This window comes from Halobacteriovorax sp. RZ-2 (assembly GCF_043196685.1).
Classification (GTDB): domain Bacteria; phylum Bdellovibrionota; class Bacteriovoracia; order Bacteriovoracales; family Bacteriovoracaceae; genus Halobacteriovorax_A.
This window is the reverse complement of sequence record NZ_JBEBMR010000001.1, coordinates 753,149-776,417: the sequence shown is the minus strand read 5'-3', so window position 1 is coordinate 776,417 and position 23,269 is coordinate 753,149. Positions and strand designations below refer to the sequence as shown.

General features: G+C 38.3%; 23 protein-coding genes. 14 read left to right on the top strand and 9 right to left on the bottom strand.

From position 1 onward, the window contains the following. Positions 1-58 precede the first annotated feature (58 nt). The 4 genes from ABMA78_RS03695 to ABMA78_RS03680 are packed head-to-tail and all read left to right on the top strand — an operon-like array spanning position 59 to position 2,969. Positions 59-844: a WYL domain-containing protein gene (locus tag ABMA78_RS03695; RefSeq protein ID WP_392857169.1), complete on the top strand. Its 786-nt coding sequence runs from the start codon at positions 59-61 to the stop codon at positions 842-844. An 11-nt stretch (positions 845-855) separates the two neighbouring features. After that, positions 856-1,467: a septation protein IspZ gene (locus ABMA78_RS03690; RefSeq protein WP_392857166.1), complete on the top strand. Its 612-nt coding sequence runs from the start codon at positions 856-858 to the stop codon at positions 1,465-1,467. Further along, complete coding sequence (locus tag ABMA78_RS03685; RefSeq protein ID WP_021266293.1) at positions 1,460-2,206, top strand: protein kinase; 747 nt, start codon at positions 1,460-1,462, stop codon at positions 2,204-2,206. Before ABMA78_RS03690 ends, ABMA78_RS03685 begins: the two co-directional genes overlap by 8 nt. Continuing rightward, entirely contained in the window at positions 2,196-2,969 is a 774-nt protein-coding gene (locus ABMA78_RS03680; protein ID WP_392857163.1) for a PP2C family protein-serine/threonine phosphatase, read from the top strand. Before ABMA78_RS03685 ends, ABMA78_RS03680 begins: the two co-directional genes overlap by 11 nt. Positions 2,970-2,990: 21 nt before the next feature. Here the strand turns inward: ABMA78_RS03680 and pheA are convergent, their stop codons facing one another. From pheA to ABMA78_RS03650, 6 genes are all read right to left on the bottom strand, one after another. Further along, on the bottom strand, positions 2,991-3,812 hold the full coding sequence (pheA, locus tag ABMA78_RS03675) for a prephenate dehydratase (RefSeq protein WP_392857161.1): 822 nt from the start codon (positions 3,810-3,812) through the stop codon (positions 2,991-2,993). A gap of 8 nt (positions 3,813-3,820) precedes the next feature. Further along, the gene (locus ABMA78_RS03670; RefSeq protein ID WP_392857160.1) at positions 3,821-4,552 is read right to left on the bottom strand and encodes a prephenate dehydrogenase/arogenate dehydrogenase family protein; all 732 of its coding nucleotides are present in this window, start codon (positions 4,550-4,552) and stop codon (positions 3,821-3,823) included. Beyond that, complete coding sequence (locus tag ABMA78_RS03665; RefSeq protein WP_392857158.1) at positions 4,552-5,709, bottom strand: pyridoxal phosphate-dependent aminotransferase; 1,158 nt, start codon at positions 5,707-5,709, stop codon at positions 4,552-4,554. The genes ABMA78_RS03670 and ABMA78_RS03665 overlap by 1 nt, the downstream gene beginning before the upstream one ends. 19 nt (positions 5,710-5,728) lie before the next feature. Next, complete coding sequence (locus ABMA78_RS03660) at positions 5,729-6,820, bottom strand: chorismate mutase (protein WP_392857156.1); 1,092 nt, start codon at positions 6,818-6,820, stop codon at positions 5,729-5,731. Between the two features lie 193 nt (positions 6,821-7,013). Next, positions 7,014-7,451, bottom strand: a complete 438-nt coding sequence (locus ABMA78_RS03655) for a 6-carboxytetrahydropterin synthase (protein WP_392857154.1) — start codon at positions 7,449-7,451, stop codon at positions 7,014-7,016. Positions 7,452-7,527: 76 nt separating this feature from the next. Next, complete coding sequence (locus tag ABMA78_RS03650; RefSeq protein ID WP_392857152.1) at positions 7,528-8,016, bottom strand: hypothetical protein; 489 nt, start codon at positions 8,014-8,016, stop codon at positions 7,528-7,530. A 102-nt stretch (positions 8,017-8,118) separates the two neighbouring features. Between ABMA78_RS03650 and ABMA78_RS03645 the strand changes: the two genes are divergently transcribed. From ABMA78_RS03645 to ABMA78_RS03625, 5 genes are all read left to right on the top strand, one after another. Further along, on the top strand, positions 8,119-10,458 hold the full coding sequence (locus tag ABMA78_RS03645; protein ID WP_392857151.1) for a DNA polymerase II: 2,340 nt from the start codon (positions 8,119-8,121) through the stop codon (positions 10,456-10,458). Then, positions 10,455-10,751 (top strand): hypothetical protein, encoded by a 297-nt coding sequence (locus ABMA78_RS03640; RefSeq protein WP_392857149.1) that lies wholly within the window; start codon positions 10,455-10,457, stop codon positions 10,749-10,751. Before ABMA78_RS03645 ends, ABMA78_RS03640 begins: the two co-directional genes overlap by 4 nt. An 81-nt stretch (positions 10,752-10,832) precedes the next feature. Continuing rightward, positions 10,833-11,057 carry a YggT family protein gene (locus tag ABMA78_RS03635; RefSeq protein WP_392857147.1) on the top strand — a complete coding sequence of 75 codons (225 nt, stop codon included), beginning with the start codon at positions 10,833-10,835 and terminating at the stop codon, positions 11,055-11,057. A gap of 82 nt (positions 11,058-11,139) precedes the next feature. Next, positions 11,140-11,976 (top strand): hypothetical protein, encoded by an 837-nt coding sequence (locus ABMA78_RS03630; RefSeq protein ID WP_392857146.1) that lies wholly within the window; start codon positions 11,140-11,142, stop codon positions 11,974-11,976. 155 nt (positions 11,977-12,131) lie between these two features. Beyond that, positions 12,132-12,995: a septum formation initiator family protein gene (locus ABMA78_RS03625; RefSeq protein ID WP_392857144.1), complete on the top strand. Its 864-nt coding sequence runs from the start codon at positions 12,132-12,134 to the stop codon at positions 12,993-12,995. Here ABMA78_RS03625 and ABMA78_RS03620 read toward each other — a convergent pair. Continuing rightward, the gene (locus ABMA78_RS03620) at positions 12,940-13,464 is read right to left on the bottom strand and encodes a DUF192 domain-containing protein (RefSeq protein WP_392857143.1); all 525 of its coding nucleotides are present in this window, start codon (positions 13,462-13,464) and stop codon (positions 12,940-12,942) included. The two genes, ABMA78_RS03625 and ABMA78_RS03620, sit on opposite strands and share 56 nt — an antisense overlap. Before the next feature lie 30 nt (positions 13,465-13,494). Here ABMA78_RS03620 and aspS point away from each other — a divergent pair, with 30 nt between their 5' ends. From aspS to ABMA78_RS03600, 4 genes are all read left to right on the top strand, one after another. Continuing rightward, positions 13,495-15,285, top strand: coding sequence for an aspartate--tRNA ligase (gene aspS, locus ABMA78_RS03615; protein ID WP_392857141.1), 1,791 nt, complete (start codon positions 13,495-13,497; stop codon positions 15,283-15,285). A gap of 50 nt (positions 15,286-15,335) precedes the next feature. After that, positions 15,336-16,796, top strand: coding sequence for an SLC13 family permease (locus ABMA78_RS03610; protein WP_392857139.1), 1,461 nt, complete (start codon positions 15,336-15,338; stop codon positions 16,794-16,796). Between the two features lie 78 nt (positions 16,797-16,874). Then, entirely contained in the window at positions 16,875-18,365 is a 1,491-nt protein-coding gene (locus ABMA78_RS03605; RefSeq protein ID WP_392857138.1) for a hypothetical protein, read from the top strand. Between the two features lie 45 nt (positions 18,366-18,410). Beyond that, positions 18,411-18,785, top strand: a complete 375-nt coding sequence (locus tag ABMA78_RS03600; protein WP_392857136.1) for a hypothetical protein — start codon at positions 18,411-18,413, stop codon at positions 18,783-18,785. Between the two features lie 17 nt (positions 18,786-18,802). Here ABMA78_RS03600 and ABMA78_RS03595 read toward each other — a convergent pair whose 3' ends face one another. Further along, on the bottom strand, positions 18,803-19,396 hold the full coding sequence (locus tag ABMA78_RS03595; RefSeq protein WP_392857135.1) for an RDD family protein: 594 nt from the start codon (positions 19,394-19,396) through the stop codon (positions 18,803-18,805). A gap of 71 nt (positions 19,397-19,467) precedes the next feature. Next, the gene (mutS, locus tag ABMA78_RS03590; RefSeq protein WP_392857134.1) at positions 19,468-22,161 is read right to left on the bottom strand and encodes a DNA mismatch repair protein MutS; all 2,694 of its coding nucleotides are present in this window, start codon (positions 22,159-22,161) and stop codon (positions 19,468-19,470) included. 115 nt (positions 22,162-22,276) lie between these two features. Between mutS and ABMA78_RS03585 the strand changes: the two genes are divergently transcribed. Further along, the gene (locus tag ABMA78_RS03585; RefSeq protein WP_392857132.1) at positions 22,277-23,263 is read left to right on the top strand and encodes an LptA/OstA family protein; all 987 of its coding nucleotides are present in this window, start codon (positions 22,277-22,279) and stop codon (positions 23,261-23,263) included. Positions 23,264-23,269: the final 6 nt, after the last annotated feature.

Below are 23,269 nucleotides of genomic sequence, written 5' to 3'. Positions count from 1 at the left end.
CACTAAAGGAAATGATGGCCATATCCGATAAATATAGTAGGTTATTTAAGGAGCTGTAATGACGTCATTTTCGTCTATGGAAGATCAAAATTTTTGGAATATTTTATTTAATTTAGAAGAAATTAGAAAGCCAATAAGTTTGGTTTCATTCCTAAGAAAAAATCATATTAATCGCGATGAATTCTATATGTTCTATGAGAAGTCTCACTTCTACGGACTATCGATTGACCTTCGTCCCAAAGATGATGAGTTCTTATTAATGCCACTATCATGGCGTAGGGACTACGGTGATATCTTACTTGAGAATACATCACACCGAGAACTTATTAAGGATATTCAGGCCGCCTGTAAAGATGGACGAGTCTGTGAGTTTACATTCTTAGATCACTCTAAGAAGAAGGTTCGCCCTTGGCGAGTGGTACTTTCTCAAAATCTTTATAAAGTCATTAGTGAAGACGTGGTAACAAAGAAGCTAATCACAATTGATATGAACGAAGTCGATGATATTGAATTTCAAGATTTTGACTACGCTTCAATGTATTCAAGATTTGAAATTGAAGAGTATATCAATGCGCTAAGGCATATTGATGGCAGCGATCAGCGTTTAGTTTTAAAGTTAAACTATGGTTTTGAATTAACGCCAATTAGTAATTTAATCTTTCTAGGTCATCCATACTCAACAACGAATCAATATGGTGAAATCATTTGGGCTGCATCTGTCGAAAAGTCTCTTTATTTATTTGACTGGCTATATTCAATGCGCGACCAAATTGAAATTCTTGAACCGAGTTGTATTAAAGAAGAATTCGAGGAGTTTTGCCAGAAAAGAAGAAATGCTGCATAATCCGACATGAGATGAAAAAGAATAACTTATTTCTAATATCGTTTCTTCCAGCACTCCTGTACTGGTATCTTGAAGAAACACAGACAGTGGAGATTGCCATCATTGGCGGTCTTTCGCTGGCGATTTTAGAAATCATTTTTGAGAAGGTATTCTTTAAGCACATTCATTCAATCTCTAAATTAAATTTTATCATTATTCTAATTCTTGGACCAATCTCCTTGATCGGCCATGATGGAGTTTGGTTTAAGTTACAGCCATTCTTTACGGGGCTCTTCTTAAGTGGATTTCTTATCTTCAATCTCAAGCAAGGCAAAAGTCTTATGCTTACGATGATGGAAGATATGGAAAAGAAGGCCAATGTGCCAGAAGAGATAATGACAAAGATTGAGTACCACTTGGCCTACTTCCTACTATTCAATGGTATTTTTATGGGTTACTTGGCCATCTATGAAACAACTTCTCGTTGGGCCTTTTTTAAGTCCATTGGATTCTATATTGTTTTTGCGGTCTTTTTGGTTCTAGAAATTATTTTAATAAGACGTGAAGTAAAGAAGATTATGCTTGAGCAAATGCAGGCCCAAGCCGATATGATTCAAACACACCACGGAGGCCACATTGACTAAGGCAAGCGATATTGTTGAGATTGAAGAGTTTGATATTTCTCCAGGAAGAACAATTGCAAATCGCTATGTGGTTCTTGAAAAACTAGGTTCTGGCTATGAGGGTGAGGTTTACCGCGTAAGGGAGAAACACACCAATATTGAAAGGGCCATTAAGATTTATTTCCCACAAAGAAATAAGAAATTTAAAGTGAGCACAAGATATGCTCTTAAACTTGAAAAGCTCAGTCATAGTCCAATTGTGATGGATTGTATCTCTCATGAATTGGTAACTTTAAAAGGTCAAAAAGTAGCATGTCTAACTTCTGAGTTTATTGAAGGGGAGATGCTTGGAGAGTTTATCCAAAAGCAAAAAGGTAAGCGCCTTGAAATCTTCTCTGCTATTCATCTACTTTATTCAATAGTCGTAGGGGTCGAGTCTATTCACCTTGAAGGTGAGTATCACGGAGACCTTCATACCGAAAATATTATCATTCGCCGCTTTGGATTAGAGTTTGATTTGAAGATTATTGACCTTCACCACTGGGGTGACTCGAAAAAAGATAATCGCGACGAAGATATTATTAAAATCATCAGAATTTTCTATGATATCCTAGGAGGACAGAAGCATTATAAGAAATTATCTCCTTCCATTAAGTACATCATTTGTGGACTTAAGCGTGGGATCATTCTTAAACGATTTAAAAATATCAGTATGCTTCGTTACCACCTAGAAACCATGGATTGGTCAGATGCCGTTTAAAAAAATTGTTTCCGACGTAGCGGAATTTGAACACGATATTTTTGACTTTGGTGATTATCGCATTGGCTACTTCATTGCCAAACATAAGTTAAAAGAATCAGGCGATAATAACGAAGATGCTCTCTTTATTAGCGGAGAGGAGAAGTCTTTTGTTGTTGGAGTTTCTGACGGGGCCGGTGGTCATCCGCGCGGGCGCGATGCTGCTGTTGCAATCGTTGAGGCCATTGCAAATTATAAAGACGGTAGCAATTGTTTGGAACTCATTGAAACCGCAAATCAGAACGTATCAGATCTTAAGGCCGGTGCAAGATCAACTCTTGCCTTTGCCCAGATTAAAGATGATATGGTTCGCTTCTACCATGTTGGTGATTCTGAAATTCTCTACTGGAATGCCCATGGGAATGAAATCTATACTTCTACTCCACACTCTGGAGTTGGCCATATGGTTAAGGCAGGAGTCCTAGGTCAGGAAGAATCTCTTGCTCACCCTGAAAGAAATTATGTCAATAACCTCATGGGTGACGACGTTATAAAAATTGAATCAACCTCTGGGGCCAGTATCAAAAAAGGTCACACGATCCTTATTGGAAGTGATGGGCTTTTTGATAATATTCCTCACGACTCCCTTACTGAACTTATTGGACAGGGGATCTTTGATAAGTCATTTGAAAACCTCGCTGAGTTTTGCAAGATTCAAAACGAAGAGGCCTGGCTTAAATACGATGACATTTCTTTTATCGCGATTCGAAAGGTTAAGGCCTAGTCGGTGCATGGCACTTAGAACTTAGAATTGTCCAGCAGGATAACTTCCAAGGATCTTAATGTCATTGGCGTCGCGCTTTAACTCTTTAAGGCATTCTTGAACCTTGTCATTGTGAAGGGCACCCATGAAATCAACGTAGAAGATATACTTAAATGGTTGATGAGGGATTGGGCGTGACTCAAGCTTCGTTAAGTTGATGCTGTAGTCAGCGAAAACTTGTAGGCAGCCTAGAAGTGCTCCAGGATGGTGCTTTGTTGTGAAGGCGATACTTGTTTTCTCTTTTCCAATTCCCGTTGGGATATTCTTTTCTTTAACGAAAATAAGGAAGCGAGTGAAGTTGTCTGCTTCATCTTGAATCTTTTCCTGAATGATATTGAGGCCGTAGTAGTCAGCGCAAAGGCGTGAACCAACGCAGGCTTCATTTTCAGATTTTGATTCAGAGATGATTTTGGCAGAGCCCGCAGTATCAAACTCGGCAACTGGTTTTAGGCTTTCTTTCTTAAAGAAGCCATGACATTGGGCCAAGGCAATCGGGTGTGAGTAGACGGCCTTGATATCCGCTACATCAACACCCTGATTGGCCATAAGGCAATGGTTAATTTCTAGGTAGAGTTCGCCAATGGCAAAGAAGTCATGTTTAAAAATTAAATCCATATTGATATCGACGTTTCCGACGATGCTATTTTCGATAGGTAAGATGGCACAAGCGACTTCCTCATTTTCAAGGGCGCTACATACGTCTTCACTTAGGGCAATGCCCACGGCCTCAACTTCCTTGCCAAAATATTTATAGAGTGCTTCTTCTGAGTAAGATCCTTTGGTGCCTTGAAATGCTACCTTCATTCCTTTATTCAATCTTCAAGCCTTTTGATAACTTTATTAAACGATTCGAGGAAGTCTTCACGAGTTTGTTTAGCATATTGATTATGCTCATTCATATCTGCGAATAATTCCCATGAGTCATTTTCGACAGTCTTTAAAATTTTTAAAAGTCTACGGTAACCTTTTGTGTCGATCGGAAGTTTTTTCGCATCCATATCCATTAGCGTTCTTCCAATCATGTGAGTGAGTAGAAGAGAGTGGGAGATCTGTTTATCGTGCTCGGCCGCTGTTGTCTCTATTACCTTGATTCCATGAAAGCGCATAAAGGCACAAATCTTTTGATAGTATTTATCTTCGATGCGAACAGGGCAAACAGCTATTTTAGTTCCAAATAAAGTTTCTCCTGCTGAGTCTGGCCCAAACATTGGGTGAGTGGCAAGAATGCTGACTGTTTCTGGCAGATGCTTCTTCATTGCAGCAACTGGCATCTCCTTAACGGAACAGACGTCAACAACGAGAGCATCTTTAGATAGTAGTGGAGCGATCTCTTCAATAACAGATTCAAATTTATTCATTGGAACAAAAGGAATGACGATTGGATTTTTACAAACTTCTTTAAGAGGTTTGAAGTGACACCCCATGGCCTCAACTTCTACTTTTACACTTTCGTTTATATCATAAATTTCAACTGTAAAATCTTCTTCTAGGTATTTTGAAATTAATTTTCCTAAACGTCCGAATCCAATAATTCCAACTTTCATTAACAAAGAACCTTTTTTATATTTTCGTAAGCTTGTTCAATTCGTTCTACTGAATCTGTAAATGCCAGGCGGATATAATCATCTTGTCCAAAGAACTTTCCAGGAACAAGGGCAACGCCAGCTTCTTCAATTAGCTTTTGCACCATCTCAACCGAGTCATTCACAATTCCTCTTTCAATAAATGGCTTGATATCAAGAAAGAGGTAGAAGGCCCCTTGAGGTTGAGTTACTTTGAAGATTTGTGAGAATAACTCATAAGCACGTTTTTTACGCTCAGTCATTGTCTCTAACATATCGCCAATGATTTCATCACTATGCTCAATGGCATTGATGGCACCATATTGTGTAAATGGTGGAATATTTCCACATAGATGGCCTTGGAAGCTGTCTACTTTCTTAATGAACTCCTCCTTGGCAATCATGTAACCGACGCGAAAGCCTGTCATACAAAATGATTTTGAGAAACTTTGAATCGAAATTGATCGATCTGCAATTTCTTTACCAAGCATAAGAGGTGAGACGAATTCACAATCATAAGTAAGAGATTCATAGGCTTCATCACTAACGATAATTAAATCGTGTGCAATGGCCATTTCACCAAGTTTTGTTAGTTCTTCTCTTGTATAAACTGCACCAGACGGATTATTTGGTGTGTTGATATAGATTGCTTTTGTCTTTGATGTAATTGCATTCTTAATGGCATCAAGATCGAGGTGAAAATCTTCTTGTGAGTTAACAAAGACAGACTTTCCTCCAGCAAGCTTGATACTTTCTGGAATTGTGACCCAGTATGGAATAGGGACGATAACTTCATCACCTTCATCTAGAATTGATTGAAATGAGTTGAAGATAATTTGTTTTGAACCATTTCCAACGAGGATATTTTGAGGTTCAATTTGAGTTTTACAACGATGATTAAAGTAGCTTGCAATGGCCTGCCTTAGTTCTGGCTCACCACTTACAGAAGAGTATTTAGTTTTCCCTTTCTTAAGGGCCTCATAGATGGCCTCTAGAATACTTTCTTTGGGCAGGAAATCTGGTTCACCGACATTTAGGCCGATGATATCCTTTCCTTGACTTCTAAGGTTTGTAATTTGTGCCGAAATCTGGATACTACCAGACGGAGCAATTCCTTCCACTCTTTCAGATACTTTCATAACTTTATTATATCACTTTTTATGATTCTTTCTTAAAATCATTCATCATACGAGTTTGTTCTCTAACTGACTCAGTGTGAATTGCATGGTAAAGCTCTTCCACAAATCGACGATCTAGTGAAAGCTTTTCTCCCTTAGCAATACGATCATTCATTAGAGCATCCATTCTTCCTACTTGAAGCGGAGTGACGTTATTTGCACTCTTTAGTGCTCCAATTTGTTTAACGATATTCATACGCATATGCATAAATTCAAGGATATCATTATCAATTTGATCGATTTTATTTCTAAGTTTATTTAACTCATCTTCAAATCCGTCATTGTGTCCAACGGCATCTCTAACTTGTAGGTGAGTGATAATTTCATGAAGCATCTTAGGTGTTACCTGTTGAGCGGCATCACTTAAAGCTTTATCTGGAGTGATATGAGTTTCAACCATCACACCGTCCATATTCATATCCATGGCCTTCTGACAAACCTCTCCAATAAGATTTCTGTTACCGGCAATGTGTGAAGGGTCACAGATAATTGGAAGATCTGGCATTAATCTTTTAAGTTCGATTGGAATGGCCCAGTATGGTTTATTTCTGTACTTTGTCTTTTCTGCACTTGAAAAACCTCTGTGAATTGCAGCAAGTTTATCTAGGCCAACATTTGAAAATCTTTCAATAGCACCCATCCAAAGCGCAAGGTCAAGGTTGATTGGATTCTTTACCATAACTGGAATGTCGACACCTTTAAGGGCCTCAGCGATTTCTTGAACAGCAAAAGGTGAAACCGTCGTACGTGCTCCAATCCAAAGAATATCAACATTGTGCTTAAGAGCTAATTCAACGTGAGAAGCATTAGCAACTTCTGTTGTAATAGGAATATTAAAATCTTTTCTAACTTGTTCCATCCAAGGAAGGCCAACTAGTCCTACACCTTCAAATGTATTTGGGCGAGTTCTTGGCTTCCAGATACCAGCACGAAAGGCGTCCACTTTGCCATTTTCAACTAGCTCTTTTGCAATCTGATAAACTTGCTCTTCACTTTCTGCTGAACATGGTCCAGCGATAACAAGAGGCTTTTCATCTATTTTAATCCAAGAGTTTAGTGGCGCTATTTTCATGTGACATCCTTTTTGGTCAAGTATTAAGATAAATTTATATTACTCAATACAATACTATTCAAGTCTTTAACTCATCGAAATTGACTTAAATTTTCTTAATTTATTCAGTGTTTATTTGATGTAAATGGAATTATTTGCTTAGGGAAAGTTATGGGTCCAAGATATTCAAAATATAATGAACCCACTATAAGAATTATGGAATATAAATTGCCGAGTTCTTTTCGTTCTCTTTTACTTCAAGACGAGAAATCCATACACGGCCGTCAGTTTTCTTCTTAATAAGTTCAGACATTTTTTCGTAAACGAATTCTGCCGTTCCTTCCATTCCTGCATTTGGCAGAACACGAAGTTGAACGACACCTGCTTCATCAAGTTTTTTAAATTCATCCATAAATGGATCATCTTGTGATGCAAGAAAAGTGTGGTCGAACATATCATCAAGCCAGGCCTTTACATCTTTAAGATCACCGAAGTCCATAACCCACATTTCCTTTGTTAATTCAGAACATTCAAATTCAAAATGAAATGAGCGAGAGTATCCGTGAACGAAGCGACAGTGTGAATCTGCTTTCCATTGACGATGTGTACATGGGAAACCATAGAAGTGTTTTGTTGATTTAAAAGTGGCCATAATTATCTCCGTTTAAGTACCTACACACTAGCATAGATCGGGTAATCATGGCCACATGATCTAGTCCCAGAAGGGACTATAACTTGATAGTTTTGATATCTTCATTAAGTTCTTTGGTAGCTTTTTTGGTAAAGATGAGGGTAGGGGAATACTTGAAAGCTACACCCAGAACCAGAAGAGTTTGGATAATGAAGATATTGCGATTAATATCCTGTCCTCCTTCTGCTGCCACGAAGTTTCCAGCTGAGGGAAACCATCTTAGGGCAATAAAGTAAATCGCAACTGGTAAGAGCATATTCACTAGGCCATTGTAGACTCTTTCTTTTGAATTCTTAGGGGGATTTAAGAACTCATTTAATAGAGCGAATCCTAAGGACAGTAGTGAAAGTGCTGTAAATACCACGGTCATTACAGGGTTTTGGAAAACTTGAATGGATAAGAGTGCCAAGACACCAAAGAACATATAGCTCAGTAAGCGATACTTCTTGCCCTTGTCATCCTTTTCCGAAAAGAAATCCACTAAAAAAACTAAATTGAATACTGTGAATACGATTGTTATTGTCATGCCCTGCATATCGGGGCTTTTGCCAATGTCTAAACTTAAGAAAATACTAAAAAAGGCTAAATCCTCTTTAACAAATTGCTCTAAATAAGCTACGCTCTGTCCATGACGAATATCATAAGCACACAGGGTTTTATCATTCACGATCAAGTTTTTGATCAGGCCAATCATATGGAACTTATCTTTTGGATTAAAACGCCAGAAGATGTTGTTAAAGTGATTATTTCAAACGAGCGTCCTCTCTTTTTTATTGAAAGTGATGCCAACTTAAATCTTAGCTTTCAAGGTGAGAGAAAGAAGTTAAACCTAAAAGCTTTCAATGGCAGAAGCTTAGATGGTATTTATTTTAATCGTCATAAAGATCTCATGGATACAAGAGAGCACTTTCATAAAAATGGAATCCGTACCTATGAAAGTGATGTGAGACCAAATGAGCGATTCTTGATGGAGAGATTCATTAATGGTGAAGTTCTTATTCAAGGGCAAGCTCAAGTGATGGGCAAGATGCGTGTTTTTCATAACCCACAAATGAAGGCCTTGGGAATTCATGAGTCCGCCCAAAAACCAACGCCTAATTTTAATATTATGTCCTTAGATATTGAAACGAGTATGGGAAATGATCTCTACTCAATTGCAATCCATCAAATAGGTGATCGTGATATCAAAAAAGTTTATATGGTTGATGAAAGTGGCCAGTACTCAAATGATGAGTTAACAACTTTCTATCGTAGTGAAAAAGAATTAATGATTTCATTCATTAACGATTTTCCTAATTACGATCCAGACTTTATCGTCGGCTGGCACGTTATTGGTTTTGACTTAAAGTTCTTAGAACGAAAGTGCCAACAATTTGGTATTAAATTTAATCTTGGGCGCGATGGCTCTCAAGTTCGTTTGAGAGAAAGAAAGGGGGCCGGTTGGTTTTCAACAATTGCTGGTCGCCAAGTCATTGATGGGCCACCAACTTTAAGAGCGGCTTTTTATCAATTTGAAAATTTTAAACTCGATACTGTCGCTACTGCTGTGCTTGGTGCGAATAAAGATATTACTGAAACAGGGATGGATAAGGTTGAAGAGATCACAAGGCGCTTTTTAGAAGAGAAGCATGCTCTTGCAAAATATAATATTCTCGACTGTACCCTCGTTCTTGATATTTATAAGAAGCTAGAAATTATTGATCACCTTTATCGCCGCGTACAACTTAGTGGGATGTTAATTGATCGCCTCTCTGGCTCAACACGTGCCTTTGATCATATCTATTTACCGCGTCTTCACCGTAAAGGGTTTATTGCAGGAAATACCTTAGATATTGATAAAGAAAGTGCATCTCTTGGTGGACTCGTTATTGAGGGAACTAAAGGGTTACATGAAAACGTTGTGGTTCTAGATTTTAAGTCTCTCTACCCAACGATTATTAAAACTTTTAAAATAGATCCTCTTTCTCGTTTAAAAGGTGATGTGAATTCAACAATTCTTAAAAACGGTGTTGCCTTTTCTAAGACGGAGCATATTCTTCCTGAACAAATCGACTTTCTTTTAAAGCAACGTGAAATTGCAAAAACGAGACAAGATAAGAACTTATCACAGGCCGTAAAGATTCTAATGAATTCATTTTACGGGGTGATGGGCTCAGGTGGCTGTCGCTTCTATCATGCGGACCTTGCAACCTCGATAACTTCAACAGGCCAGTGGCTTTTAAGTGAGTCCATGAATTATGCCCGCTCACTTGGTTATGAAGTTGTTTATGGTGACACTGACTCTGTCTTTATCAAGCTAAAATTCTTAGAGACTTCTCAAAAGGATAAGGCGGGTACAGATCTAGCACGCAAAATAACAACTCATTTAACAGAATTAATTGAAAGAGATTATGATCTTGAGTCACATCTTGAGATGGAATATGAAAAGTGTTTTAAGAAGCTTTTTATTCCTGAATCACGAAGTTCTGAAATGGGGGCAAAGAAACGCTATGCCGGAATTTTTGATAATGGTGAATTATATTTTTCTGGCATGGAGTTTGTTCGTTCTGATTGGACTAAGGCCGCAAAGAGCTTTCAATACGAAATCTACAAGCGCTTTTTTAATGCAGAATCTTTAAACGAATATATTAAGAATTATGTAAATGATCTTAAAAATGGCCTATTTGATAAAGAATTGATTTATTCAAAGAGGTTATCTAAAGATATTAGTGAGTACACAAAGTCTAACCCTCCTCATGTGAAGGCCGCAAGGTTATTACAAGAAAAGGAGCCTGATAAGAATATCAGGAAAATCGACTACTTAATAACAATGCATGGGCCTGTTCCACTGGACTTTGCGCCAAAAGATATCGATTATCAGCACTATATTGACAAACAACTGTCTCCAGTGGCAACTGATGTGCTAAAATTTATGGGTATCTCCTTTGACGATATTGTCATGGGTTCACAAATGAGTTTATTTGAATGAGCGAGCAACAAGAAGTAATACATTCTAGAAAAAGCTACAAAAAGAATTGGGCCTTTATGGGTTCTGTGTTCTTTGTTATGGCCATCATCTACGTTTTCTTTAAACGCGACCTCTATTTATATGTCTGTGAACAAGAGAATAATGCCCCGGCCTGTTTCTTATTATCTGATATTTATCAGGATGACGGGGAGCATGCAAAGGCGCAAAAGTATCTTGAGCTTTCTTGTCAGAATAAATATGAAATCGCTTGTAATAAGCTAGGGAAGGTACTTCCGGCCACTATCGTGAAATAGTATCACTTTTATTTCCTTACCATCGCTTGAACTTTTTTTGCTTCTTATATATCCTATTGAGCAGTTCAAAGGGGTTCTATTTTGATTCGAACATTAATTGATATTTATATTTTTATTCTCATCATTGATGTGATTATTTCTTATATTCCTCAATATAAGTCACATCCAATTTGTATCAGAATTAAGCAACTCTCAGACTACACATGCGGGCCAGTTCGTCGCATGTTACCTGAAATGGATATTCCATTTGATATCTCTCCAATGATTGTCATTTTATTTTTAAAGATTTTTGTCGCAGTTTTTTAGTTTCTTTGTAATTTCAAATTCTTGCCAATACGTATCAAAAGTTATTAAACTATAATCATATGTATTGCCTATGGAGGGGTTAGTGCACAACGAGTTTGATTTTCTTACACAAGAGACTTTTAACCTAAATACACAAGATACTTTTTTGGCCGATGAAGATTTTCGAAATGAATTTCTTTTTGGCTCAGATAGTTTAGAGTCTGAATCAGAGTCGAGTGCAGAATATCCACAAACTTCTGGCTTCGTTTACAATATCGTTAAGAGTAGCTCAACATTCTCTATTCGCGGCGTAATCTCGGACAATATTAGCGAAACATTCGAGCTGGCAAACTCAGGTGATCTGACAACACTAAAGTCACTAAGAATCGATGAGAGTGAAGTGGCCGCAACTCTTTACTATGAAATATCAAACCTAGATCTTGCTCAAGTTATTTACGATCAAATTTTTAATAAGCGCTTTCCTTTGGAGGAAGACCTAATTTGCAATATCTCTGACCCTGGTTTTAGCTGGTGGTATCAAAGAAGTGATGATGCGATTAGAATTAACTTCAAAAGCCATAAGCTTGAGGGCAGTGGAGAAAGACTGAAATTAGGACCAATTGGTGATGTTTGTATTGCAAGTATCCTATTTACACGTCTGGAAAAGGCCATTGAAGAGAAGATGAATCTTTTAGAGTTCAGCATCTCCGAAAAGCATTTTATAATAAAACCAAAAGATCGCTTTCACCGAGTTTTTGAAGAATTGTCACTTGTTTTTGAAGAAGGAGAGCTTGATAACGATGCTCAAATTCTTAAGGGACTAGACGATACTTTAAAATTATACCTAATTGAGTTGGCAACAATCAGAAAGTTTTGGCTTCATATCGAAGCTTTAAATACAAATTTCGATTATTCAACAACTCAGAATCTTCTGTCTTAGTCGTCATTAAAACGGCCGAAATGCCTTTGTGCGCTTTGTCACGATAAGTTTTCCGTGAGAAAACTACTTGTGCGAAATTTTGAAACGCATTAAAATATTGATATTGGGAAAAAAAGTATTCATGAGGAATGCTTCGCAAAAAACAGGATGTAAGTTTGCAGTTTTCACTAGGAAGAAATCGTGGACCTTCTGCGTCAGGGTCTGCATCGAAGACTAATAGTAGTTCAGAGCAAAATTCAAGAAGTGCAGCAATGCAAAAGGCGATTGAGAGAAATCGTGCAAAGATGGCCTCTAGAGGTACTTCTAGACCGATGGGAACTCCACCTCCAACTCCTGGTGCATCAGCAACTGCTCGTCCAAGACCAAGACCGATGTCTGCTCCATCACGTGATGAGGGAGAATCTAGTGAATCGGGCTCTTCTGTTTTAGCAAAACTTCGTGCTCAACGCGCTCAACGAGAGGCAAGTGCCGCTCCAAAGCCGGTAGCTGCGCCAAGACCAACTCCGACTCCTTCTGCAAGTGGGACTCCAACAAGAAAACCAATTACTCAAGCTGATAATATTGAAATGTCTTCGCCTCTAAGAAAGAAGGCGACTGCACCGGCAACTGTTAATTATGCAGATCAAACACCTGCAAAAGCAATTGCTAAAGCAAAGACAGCTGTTAGCGCAAAGAGAAAAGTAAAGTCAAAGTCTAAAAAGAAAGGTGAGCTTACACACTGGGGTGTGAAGCTTTGCTGGGGATTTTGCTTATTTCTACTTGGGCGTTTAGTTTTTTCTCAGGGTGGAGTCATTGAGTACTTTGATAAGAAGTCGACACTTGATCAGGCCTACCATGAAGTAACTTTACTTAAAGCAGAGAATGATGGCCTAATGAAAGAGCTGGATCTAATCAGAAATAATCATCGCTACAAGAAGAAGCTTGTGCGTGATCACCTTGGGTATATTGCTCGTGATGAATACCTTATTTTATTCCCAGAGACTTCTGAAACTTCTGATCGAGGGCTTTCTTCCATTTAAGTTGGGAGCCCTTGGTAATTCCATACTTCTTTGCCATTCCGGCATGCAGTTCTAAGACAAATTGACCCTGATAAACCTTTGTCGTTGGAATCTTTTGCGGTTCATTGCGACTCGGATAGTGGGGAAGTGTTTCAATCGCTACTACTTTAAAGTTTTTATCTAAAAAAATAATATCGAGATCAAAGTGAGTATCAGGCATCCAAAACTTTAGGGGCATCTCTTTCGAATAGACAAAGACGAGCCCTTCGTTCTTTTTCATTTTATTGGCCTTGAGTCCACTTAGGCCCTGCTGCTTCTCTTCTTCTGACACTGCCCACGAGACATTTATCTCACTATTCTTTGGTGTGATTAGGATTTTCTCATTCCACTTCTTGTTAATGAATTGGGCATGGGCGTGTGTGCCTAGCGTTAAGAGTAGAAATACAAAAAATGTACTGAGAATATGTGAAGAATTTGTTATAAATTTCATACCAAAAAACTATATATCAAGAGGATTAGCATGTCACAGATTAAGGGTTTGATGAGAACTCACAATTTAGGAGAATTAAGGGCCGAGCACATCGGAAATGAAGTAACACTATGCGGTTGGGTAAATAAGAACCGTGACCTTGGTGGTCTAACTTTTATCGATTTACGAGATAAGTTTGGTGTAACTCAACTTAACTTCACAAATTTCAAGGGCGACGCTGATCTTCTTAAAAAATGCCACCTTGAATCAGTTATTAAAGTTGTTGGGACAGTTGCAGGCCGTCCTGAAGAAGCACTAAATAAGAATATGCCAACAGGTGAAGTTGAAGTTCATGTAACAGACCTTCAAGTTCTATCTGAGTGTGATATTAATAATATTCCATTTCTTCCATACGGTGCTACTGAAGCAACTGAAGATAATAAACTTAAGTATCGCTACCTAGACCTTAGAACAAAGAAGCTTCAAGATATTCTAAAGCTTCGTTCTAAAATCACTCTAGACGTAAGAAATACAATGAGCGCAAATGACTTCATCGAAGTTGAGACGCCAATTCTTTATAAGTCGACACCAGAAGGTGCTCGTGACTATGTTGTTCCATCTCGTGTTCATCCAGGTCACGTTTATGCACTTCCACAATCACCACAAACTCTTAAACAACTTCTCATGATTGGTGGAACTGATAAGTACTTTCAAATCTGTAAGTGTTTCCGTGACGAGGACTTAAGAGCTGATCGTCAGCCTGAATTTACTCAAATCGATATTGAGGTTTCATTCGCTACTGAAGAGTATATGAAAAACCTTGCAACAGATCTTATGAGAAATATTTTTGAGCTTGGTGCTGACTTTGAAATTCCAGTTATGCACTATAACGATGCCATGAGAGATTATGGTTCAGATAAGCCAGATGTTCGCTTTGGCCTAAAACAACATATTGTTTCAGAGCTTTTCAAAGATACTGAATTTGGTGTTTTCAAATCAGCTATTGAAAGTGGTGGCATGGTTAAGACGATGTTCGTACCAGCTTCAATGGGAACTTTCTCACGTAAGATCCTTGATGGATTTGTTGATGTAGTTAAGCCACATGGTGGAAAAGGTGTGGCCTTCTTTAAAGTTGAAGAGGGGAAAGCATCTGGTGGTATTTCAAAATTCATCACTGATGATGTTCTTGCTTCACTTTCTAATCTTTCAGACTTAGATGGTGATGCTGCAAACGGAACATGGCTATTCTTCGCTGACCAAGAGGGAATTGTACACGATAGTGCAGATGCTCTTCGTCGTCACCTAGGACGCGAACTTGGTCTTATTAAAGATGGTTATGCATTCCTATGGGTAAATGATTTCCCATGTTTTGAAACAGATGAAGAAAGATTCTATGCAAAACACCACCCATTCACTTCTCCTAAGATTAGTGAAATGGATAAATTCATGAATGAAGAAGTTAATGTAAATAATAAAACTCTTCGTGACCTACCTGCTCAAGCTTACGACCTTGTTTGTAATGGATACGAGCTAGGTGGTGGATCAATTAGAATTCACAACGGTGCAGTTCAAGAGAGAATGTTTGAAGTTCTTGGAATGAGTGAAGAAGAAGTTTCTAGTCAATTTGGGTTCTTCGTAAATGCACTTAAGTACGGAACTCCTCCACACGGAGGGATTGCTCTAGGTCTAGACCGTATCACTATGGTTAAGGCTGGAACTGATAATATCCGTGACGTTATCGCTTTCCCAAAAACAACGACAGCAAGTGATATGATGTCGAATGCACCATCAGTACCTGCAAAAGAGCAGACTGACGAATTACACTTTGGTTTCTTAAAATAATTGCAGAAGGCCCTCTTGTTAGGAGGGCCTTTTTTTTGGAATATTGATCTATGTTTAAAAGCTTATACCGTGAATTCTTACATGAGTGGAAACATAGCTCGACAATGTCAGTAATCTTTCAATTTCTTGGCATCATCGCTTTCTTTTTTGTCTATACTTCTAATTTAAATCTCGACAGTAATGCTAAAACGTTTTTAGCGATATTCTCTTACGTGGTTATTCAGTGGCTCCTTTCAAGTACTCCACTTTTTATCTCTGGCATGATGGGAGTAGCACTTACTGTTCTCTTTGGTGTGGTTACTTTTGAAGAAGCTTTTAGTAGCTTCAGTTCACAGATCATTTTTCTCTTCATGGGAGGCTTTCTTTTAGCGCGTGCCATGGAGAAGCTTGGCCTTGATCGAAAGTTATCAGTGACGATTCTAAACTCTCGCTTCATCGATGGGGACTTCAATCGCACTCTGGCCGTCGTTATTGGTGTCACTTGTCTATTTTCGATGTGGGTTTCAAACTCCGCTACAACTGCAATGATGTTACCAATCGGTTTTGGGCTACTTAAGTCTTTTAAAGTGAAAGAAGAAACAACAAAGCAGTATTTTCTATTAATTGTTGCTTATGCCGCATCGGTTGGTGGAATGGCCACTCCAATTGGTTCACCTCCAAACCTTATTACAATGGGACTACTTGAGCAGCATACAGATCAAGTTTTAACTTTTTGGGATTGGTGTAAGTTTGGGTTTCCCCTGACAATCTTCTTTTCAATTATTTTATTCTTTTATGCAAAGAGAAAAATTACTGAAGATATTAAGAAAGTTGATAAGAATGATCTCATGATGAGCTTAGGAAAGAATAATAAAATTACAAATAACGAAATTCGCTTAATGGTTATTTTTGCGATTACGATTTTCTTTTGGTTTGCTCCAAGTTTATGCTCCCTCATATTAGGTAAGGGGCATATCGTTTCAATTTATGTACAAAAGTATTTAACAGCGGGGATGGTTGCAATCATTGCTGCTTGTACGCTCTTTATGGCACCAATTTATAGTCGTACAAAATTATTGGATCAAGACGATATTAAGACGATTGATTGGGGAACACTTTTACTCTTCGCTTCTGGTCTCTCTCTAGGAACGACACTTTTTAAAACAGGAATTGCTGATTTTGTGGCAAATAACCTGATCAATATTTTTAGCAACTGGAGCTTTGCAGCTCTTCTTGTTCTTGTTGTTGGAATTTCAATATTACTTACTGAGCTTGTGAGCAATACGGCCGCGGCCAATGTTCTGGTCCCAATTCTGATTGCAGCAGCAACTCAAGCAAATTTCTCAAGTATTACTGCCGCCTTTGTGGTGGCCTTTAGTTGTAATATGGCCTTTATGTTACCAGTTGCCACACCACCAAATGCGATTGTCTATGGAACAGGTCTCGTTCCGATGAACCGTATGATTAGCTTTGGCGTTATTCTCAATATTGTGGCCTTTATTAGCTTGGCCTTAATTGTGATGCTATCTTAGCTCTGACACTTTCTTCCTAATTTTATTTAGTTCATTAATTATTTAAGCGTACTAATTGCTCTTTCCGAATAGGAGAGCATGAAAGCACTAAAAATCGCCACATTATCACTTTGTTCTCTTTTTACTTTTGCCTCTGATAACAAGTTCGAAGACATTGCCGAGATGGATGCATGTATCGAATGTGTCATGGTTCAAGAACAGAATCAAAATATGAACTCTTCTGGGGGGAGCTATCCTGGTATGGGAATAGGCATGGGGGGCAGCTTCACTAAATATGGTGTTAATCTGGAGATGCCAGATGAAAAAGCGATTGCATCAGCATTTGCAAAAAATCAATTACAGCATCATATATCTCGGCCAGCTAATGATACAGTGGACTTAGAAAGTTATTTCGCAAGTGTTGATCCAAAGAATGAGTTAAGTCGTAGTGAGCGTGAAAAATTAGTCACTGAAATTATAAGTAACTCCACAGCTCCATATTATGAATATAATGTAGAAACAAATACTGGTTTCTATAAAGTTAATCCCGCTATCGAGCGTCTAATTCGTTCGGCCCAAGCTTCTGGCTATATTGTTGATGATGAGTCATATAAAGACCTAGAGTTAGCAAAGGCCTACATTACTTATGAAGGTGATGTGGATGGGCTAATTAGTTATCTTAAAGAAAATTACAAAGGGGCCAAGCTAGCAAAGGCAGCAAATCAATATCCTCGTTATGTCGGTATGGATGCCAATGGGAACCTTTCAGACGACTATTATAAATTATTAAAGCTTTCTCTCGAATCTGGGGGACTTGATGATACAAAGGTCATGCAATTAATTAGACAAGAGATCCTATCAAGATCACTTGGAGGGAAGCCCTCACCAATTTCTGATTTAATATCAAAGCATATTGATGTGGCAGAGTCTTATCGAAATGGGGTAGGAGATAATTTGGCATGTGAATTTGCTAAAGGGGTTTATCTTAATACTGATCATATGAAAGAAACGATAAGTTCGACATATCCAGCAATCGCCAGTTCAGGTAATATGTTTGGCTCTTATGAGCAGCAGGCGATGATGGAAGAGCTCAAAAGTTCTACCATTTTTAATAATATGAATAGCCTTCTTCATTACCAGGCCCTAGGCGGAAGTATTGATACGGTTTGTGCAGACGGTATGTATCCAAGGGATTATCTCGAAGTTGCCCATAGAGAAGGGCTTCTTGCTAATTTTGCTAAAGAGGAGCTTATCTCTCTTGGGCTTGTACAGGATGATTGCTACAAAGATGTTTCTCGCCTTGATTTAGCGAAGTTATGTGATGCTGCTTCCATTGCATATATTCTTGAAAGACAGACCAATCGAAATCTTCAAATGTCTGAGCGTACAGAAAACTCAAATGTTAAACACAATTATAATGAGGGGAGAAATGGTTGTAGTATTTCTGTTCTTGATAATATTGTGAGAAAAGGTGGGAAGACTGTTGATCGTGAAGTTGAAGTTCTCTTAAATAGTGATGAAGTAATTTTAAGAACCAAGAGTATGGAGAAGCTAAAGGCCAGTATTAATAGCCTTTACGGAGACCAGTAAGTTCTTTGTTGCACGAAATCATAGGGGCAGATAAAATAGAATATTATGGCCCTTAGTTTAGAAAAAACTTTTATTAAAACGACAAAGAATAAGATTAAAAATCGTATTGAAAACTCTGATGAATCTTTACTTGAGATAATTCTCGATCATAAAGAGGAGCGTTCTCGTCGTACCCAAAAAGGTGAGCATAAGGCCTGTGTGAAAAGACCGTGGGACTCAAATGATAGTTCTCAGCGAGATCTCTTTAATGGAAGTAGTGAAGGTTATAACAAGTCTAAGGTCGCAAATAAAACGGTCATGAAGCCATATCAAAAAGAGAATGAGGGGAGTCGCCCAAGTAAGTCAGTGAGCTGTGACGAAAAGCTAAAGTCACGAGTTGTGGGCCGTGCTAGCGAAATCTTCGCCAACCTTGATCTTTAGGTCTTTAGGGGCTCCCCCTAACCGAATAGGCTGATTTGCTCGACTTCTTCGACAGGCTCACTTTCAGCTTGGATTTCAGCAAGTGCATAAGCGAACTCTTCTGTGCTGATCACATGAGTTTGTGAAATGAAGTCTTGAACACCCTTCTGATCGTGTCTTAAGAAATTAATCACAAGTGGTAGAAAGAAAAGTAGGTTAGCGAAAACATAACCAATAGAGCGGCCAAAGCAATCAAGAGCACTTAGAGGCTCTGTTACATCGTGTGACTTCACAACCTTTAACTTGAAAAATGCTTTCCCTAGGGTCTGTCCATTTCCTAGATAGTAAGAAAAGAAGAAGTAGCTAAAGAACATGATTGCAAGTGATAGCTGCGTCGTTTGGCTTTGGAAGGCCATCGATGAAACTTTTGGTGAAGTTGAAATATTTGAAATGAAATTATTTACAAATGATAGCCAAATAAAAGTTAGGGCCTTATTTGCGAAAACGACGATGTAGATATCTAGGATGAAAGCATAGAATCTCTTTCTAAGACGGTCTTGTCGAACCTTCTTAGCTGCTTTGCTCTTTTTATAGTAATCGTAAATTTCAGATAGCTTATTATTCGTGCTCATACAGTATTTATCGGTATGAACGCAGGAGAGTAAAAAAAAGGCGCTTAAGAAAGCGCCCTTGGAAATTATTTCTAGTTTAAAGTAATTTGGTCAACTAATTCATTGAGCTTATTTAGCGCCTGAATCGGAGTTAAGTTGTTGATATCAACTTTTGATAAGTGATCTTCAACTTGTTTTAAGTACTCAGGTATTTCTGCTGGTGTTTGTACACTGAAGAAATCTAATTGTTCACTATGGTCACTATCAAGTAACGCTTGAGACACACTTGATTCCTTTTCCATGCTCTTAAGAATTGATTGTGAACGCTTAAGAACTGTTGGAGGAAGCCCTGCTAATTTGGCAACGTAGATACCAAATGATTGTGATGCCGCTTGCTCAACAAGACGGTATAGGAATTTAACATTACCTCTATGGTTCTGTGTTTCTACCGTCAGGTTCTTTGCTTGAGGGTAGCGATCCGCTAAATCAATTAACTCATGGTAGTGAGTTGCAAAGAGACAAAGTGCTTTTGTATTTTCAATGAAGTGCTCAACGAGTGCCCATGCGATTGAAAGGCCATCATAAGTTGATGTCCCACGTCCAACCTCATCAAGAATGATAAGAGACTTATCAGTCGCGTGTCTTAAGATCTCTGCTGTCTCGGCCATCTCAACCATGAAAGTCGATTGACCTTTTAAGATATCATCACTTGCACCAAGACGACTAAAGAGGAAGTCGCAAATGCTAACTTTAGCATTATCAGCAGGAACGTATGAACCAATCTGAGTTAAAAGTTGAATAATGGCAATCTCGCGCATAACAGTTGTCTTACCGGCCATGTTGGGACCTGTGATAAGACCAAAGTATGTTTCATCATTAAGTTTTAAGTCGTGTGGAATAAATTGATCCTTAATGGCCGCTTTAATTAGCGGGTGCCATGCACCTCGAATATCCATGTCACGAGACTTATCTGAAATTGTAGGTCTTGAGAACTCTTCGTTACGAGCAATCCAAGCTAGAGACTGTAGAGTATCTGTTGCCGATAAGATATTGGCCAGTGTTTGAATGGCCAGGCTAAGATTTGTGATTTGCTTGATAAGACTTTTAAAGATTTCTCTTTCCAGTTTTTCAAGCTTTTCACGAGCAACAACAACTTCTTTTTCAAATTGAGTTAACTCTTCTGTCGCGTATCTTTCAGAGTTTACAAGAGTTTGCCTGCGGATAAAGTTTTCAGGAACCTTATCAGTATGAGTTTTTGAAACTTCAATAAAGTAGCCAGCTACGTTATTTGATTTAATACGAAGCTTTTGAATCCCTGTTTCTTCGCGGTAGCGATTTTCAAGTTCAACTAGGGCCTGTGCTGTATTTTGTGACATCTTAGCAAGATGGTCACGAGTTTCATTTGCACCTTCTTTGATTAAGTTTCCTTTATCAAGGTTGGCACCGATTTCGTCATTAATTGTTTTCTTAATTTCATCACGTAGAGAGAAGAGCTCTTTCTTTGCGTTTTCTTCTAGGTCTGTGAATACATTTGTTGGAAGCTTATGAAGAGAGTTTACTAACTCTTCAAAAACATCAACGGCACTTGCAATATTAAGAAGGTCTCCTGCATTAGCACGATTTGTTGCGGCCTTTGCTAGAATTCTTTCAAGGTCACGAACATTATTAAGTGCTTCACGAGTGTCTTGTAAAAGATCATCATTCTTTAAAAAGAATTCAATTGTATCAAGACGATTTGTGATCTCTTTCTTATCTGTTAGTGGACTCGTAAAAACTGTTTTAAGTTTTCGAGAACCCATTGAAGTCTTTGTCTTGTCCATGAAGCCAAGAAGTGAATCTTTATATGTCTCACGTGACTTTGGAAGAATTTCAAGTCCTGTAAGAGTTGGGATTGTGACTTTCATCGCACCCGTGCGGTCAGAGAGACTGAAAGCATGAAGGTGAGTGAACTCTTCATGGTTTTGAGTTGAACAAATATAATATGAAAGCGCGCCAATTGGACTAAGAACTGTTTCATTCTCTTTTAAGAGTTGATCACGCTTATAAGTTGGAATTAGCTTTTCAAGATAAACACTTGAATACTTCTCATCAAAATACTCTTCAGAAAGATGAGTAACAAGTGTTCCATTGTGCTCATTAAGAGTTGCAACACTTTCGTACTTATCCCACTGACCTAAGTAAGTGATAAATTCCTTAGGGTGAAGAACACGAATCTTTTCAATGAAGTCTTCAAAGCTATCAAGAATGAAGCCTTTGAAAAACCCTGTTGTGAAATCAATGGCAACGATTTCAAAACGGCCGTTTACTTCATTACACGCGATAATGAATTGGTCTTCTTTTGAATCGGTCTTATCAAGATCGTATGGCATTCCTGGAGAGACAACTTGAGTTACCGCTCTCTTTACGATTCCTTTTGCTTCTTTAGGATTTTCAACTTGTTCACAGATAGCAACTTTGAGGCCTTCACTTGAGAAGCGATCGATATAAGTTGCAGCAGCATGGTGTGGAATTCCGGCCATAGGGATTTTGTGATCACCAAGCTTTCCTCTGTGAGTGAGGGCAATATTTAAAATCTTTGAAGCATTAATGGCATCTTCAAAGAAAACTTCGTAAAAGTCGCCCATGCGAAACATCAGCATGTGGTGACGATATTGAACTTTTATCTCGTGATATTGGGTCATCATTGGTGTAAGCTTAACGCCTTCGGCAACGATTTTTTCAATCTCTAAAGTCATATTGTTGATTCCCTTAAGTGTTGTGTATTCTTGAGCGATTAACTCTACCAAATGCGCCACCGATGGAAAAGACTTCAATACTTACAATTGGCATGACGCACTTATTTGTCGTAAAATAGAAGGACGTAAATAGCTGATTATTTACATAAACTGAAGGAAGCTCTTTTTGCTAAGCGTTGGACAACATCTGTCAATTTGGTTATTTCTCATTGGCATCGTCTCATCTACATTTTTTGGTCTCTTTAGTCGTTACGAAGAAAATGAATTCGACCAGTCGATGACGGATCTTTTGAACCAAGATATCTACTCGTATTTTAAGAATGTGAAGTATTTTAAGATGACAGACAAAGATGCGCGCTACCATTTAGAGGCCGCAGAGGTTTCACAAAACTTAACAACAGACGTGCTCATCCTTACAGAGCCGAATGGTGTCCTTATTAATGACCACCAAGCTGATCCAATGTACTACGATGCTTACACTGGTGTTTTAAATGCAAAAGAAAAATACCTTTCGCTAAGAGGGAAGGTGGTTCTTAGAAATCGCAATATGAGCATCAAGTCTGAAAGCATGAATTACTCTGACAATTCTCAAATCGTAAATTTTCGTGGTAAGGCCCAGTCAATTTCAAAAGACTTTGACTCTGCTTATGAGGTTGCGGTTAATGCAGATGAGCTAAGCTACAACCTTGTTTCTGAGGTTGGAACCTACGATGGAAATGTTGAGGGAAGAGTGCAGAGAGTGAGGGCCTATGAGGACTCAGTTAAGTTTTTTGCTGACTCAATTGTTGTTGATAAAAGCAATCGCAATGCCAACATGAGTGGAAATGTAAAATTTCAAAAATCTCAACTACTTGCAAGTGCCCGAAATGGCGAAATCTATCTAGATAACTACAATAAAAAACTCAAGTATTATGCACTTTATGACGATGTGGTCATTGAGGAAACTGTTTCTCCTAAGGGACAAATTCCTTTTAAAAGAAAGGCTTTCAGTGAGAGGCTTGAAGGGTATATGGCAGAGGATAAAATCGTTCTGCTTGGCCTTCCAAGGGTTTATCAAAAGAAAGACGTTTTAAAAGGAAACACAATTGTTCTTAGGCGTGACATCGAGACCATAGAAGTTGATGATGCTAATACGAACTTTAAAATAAGGTAATAGCAG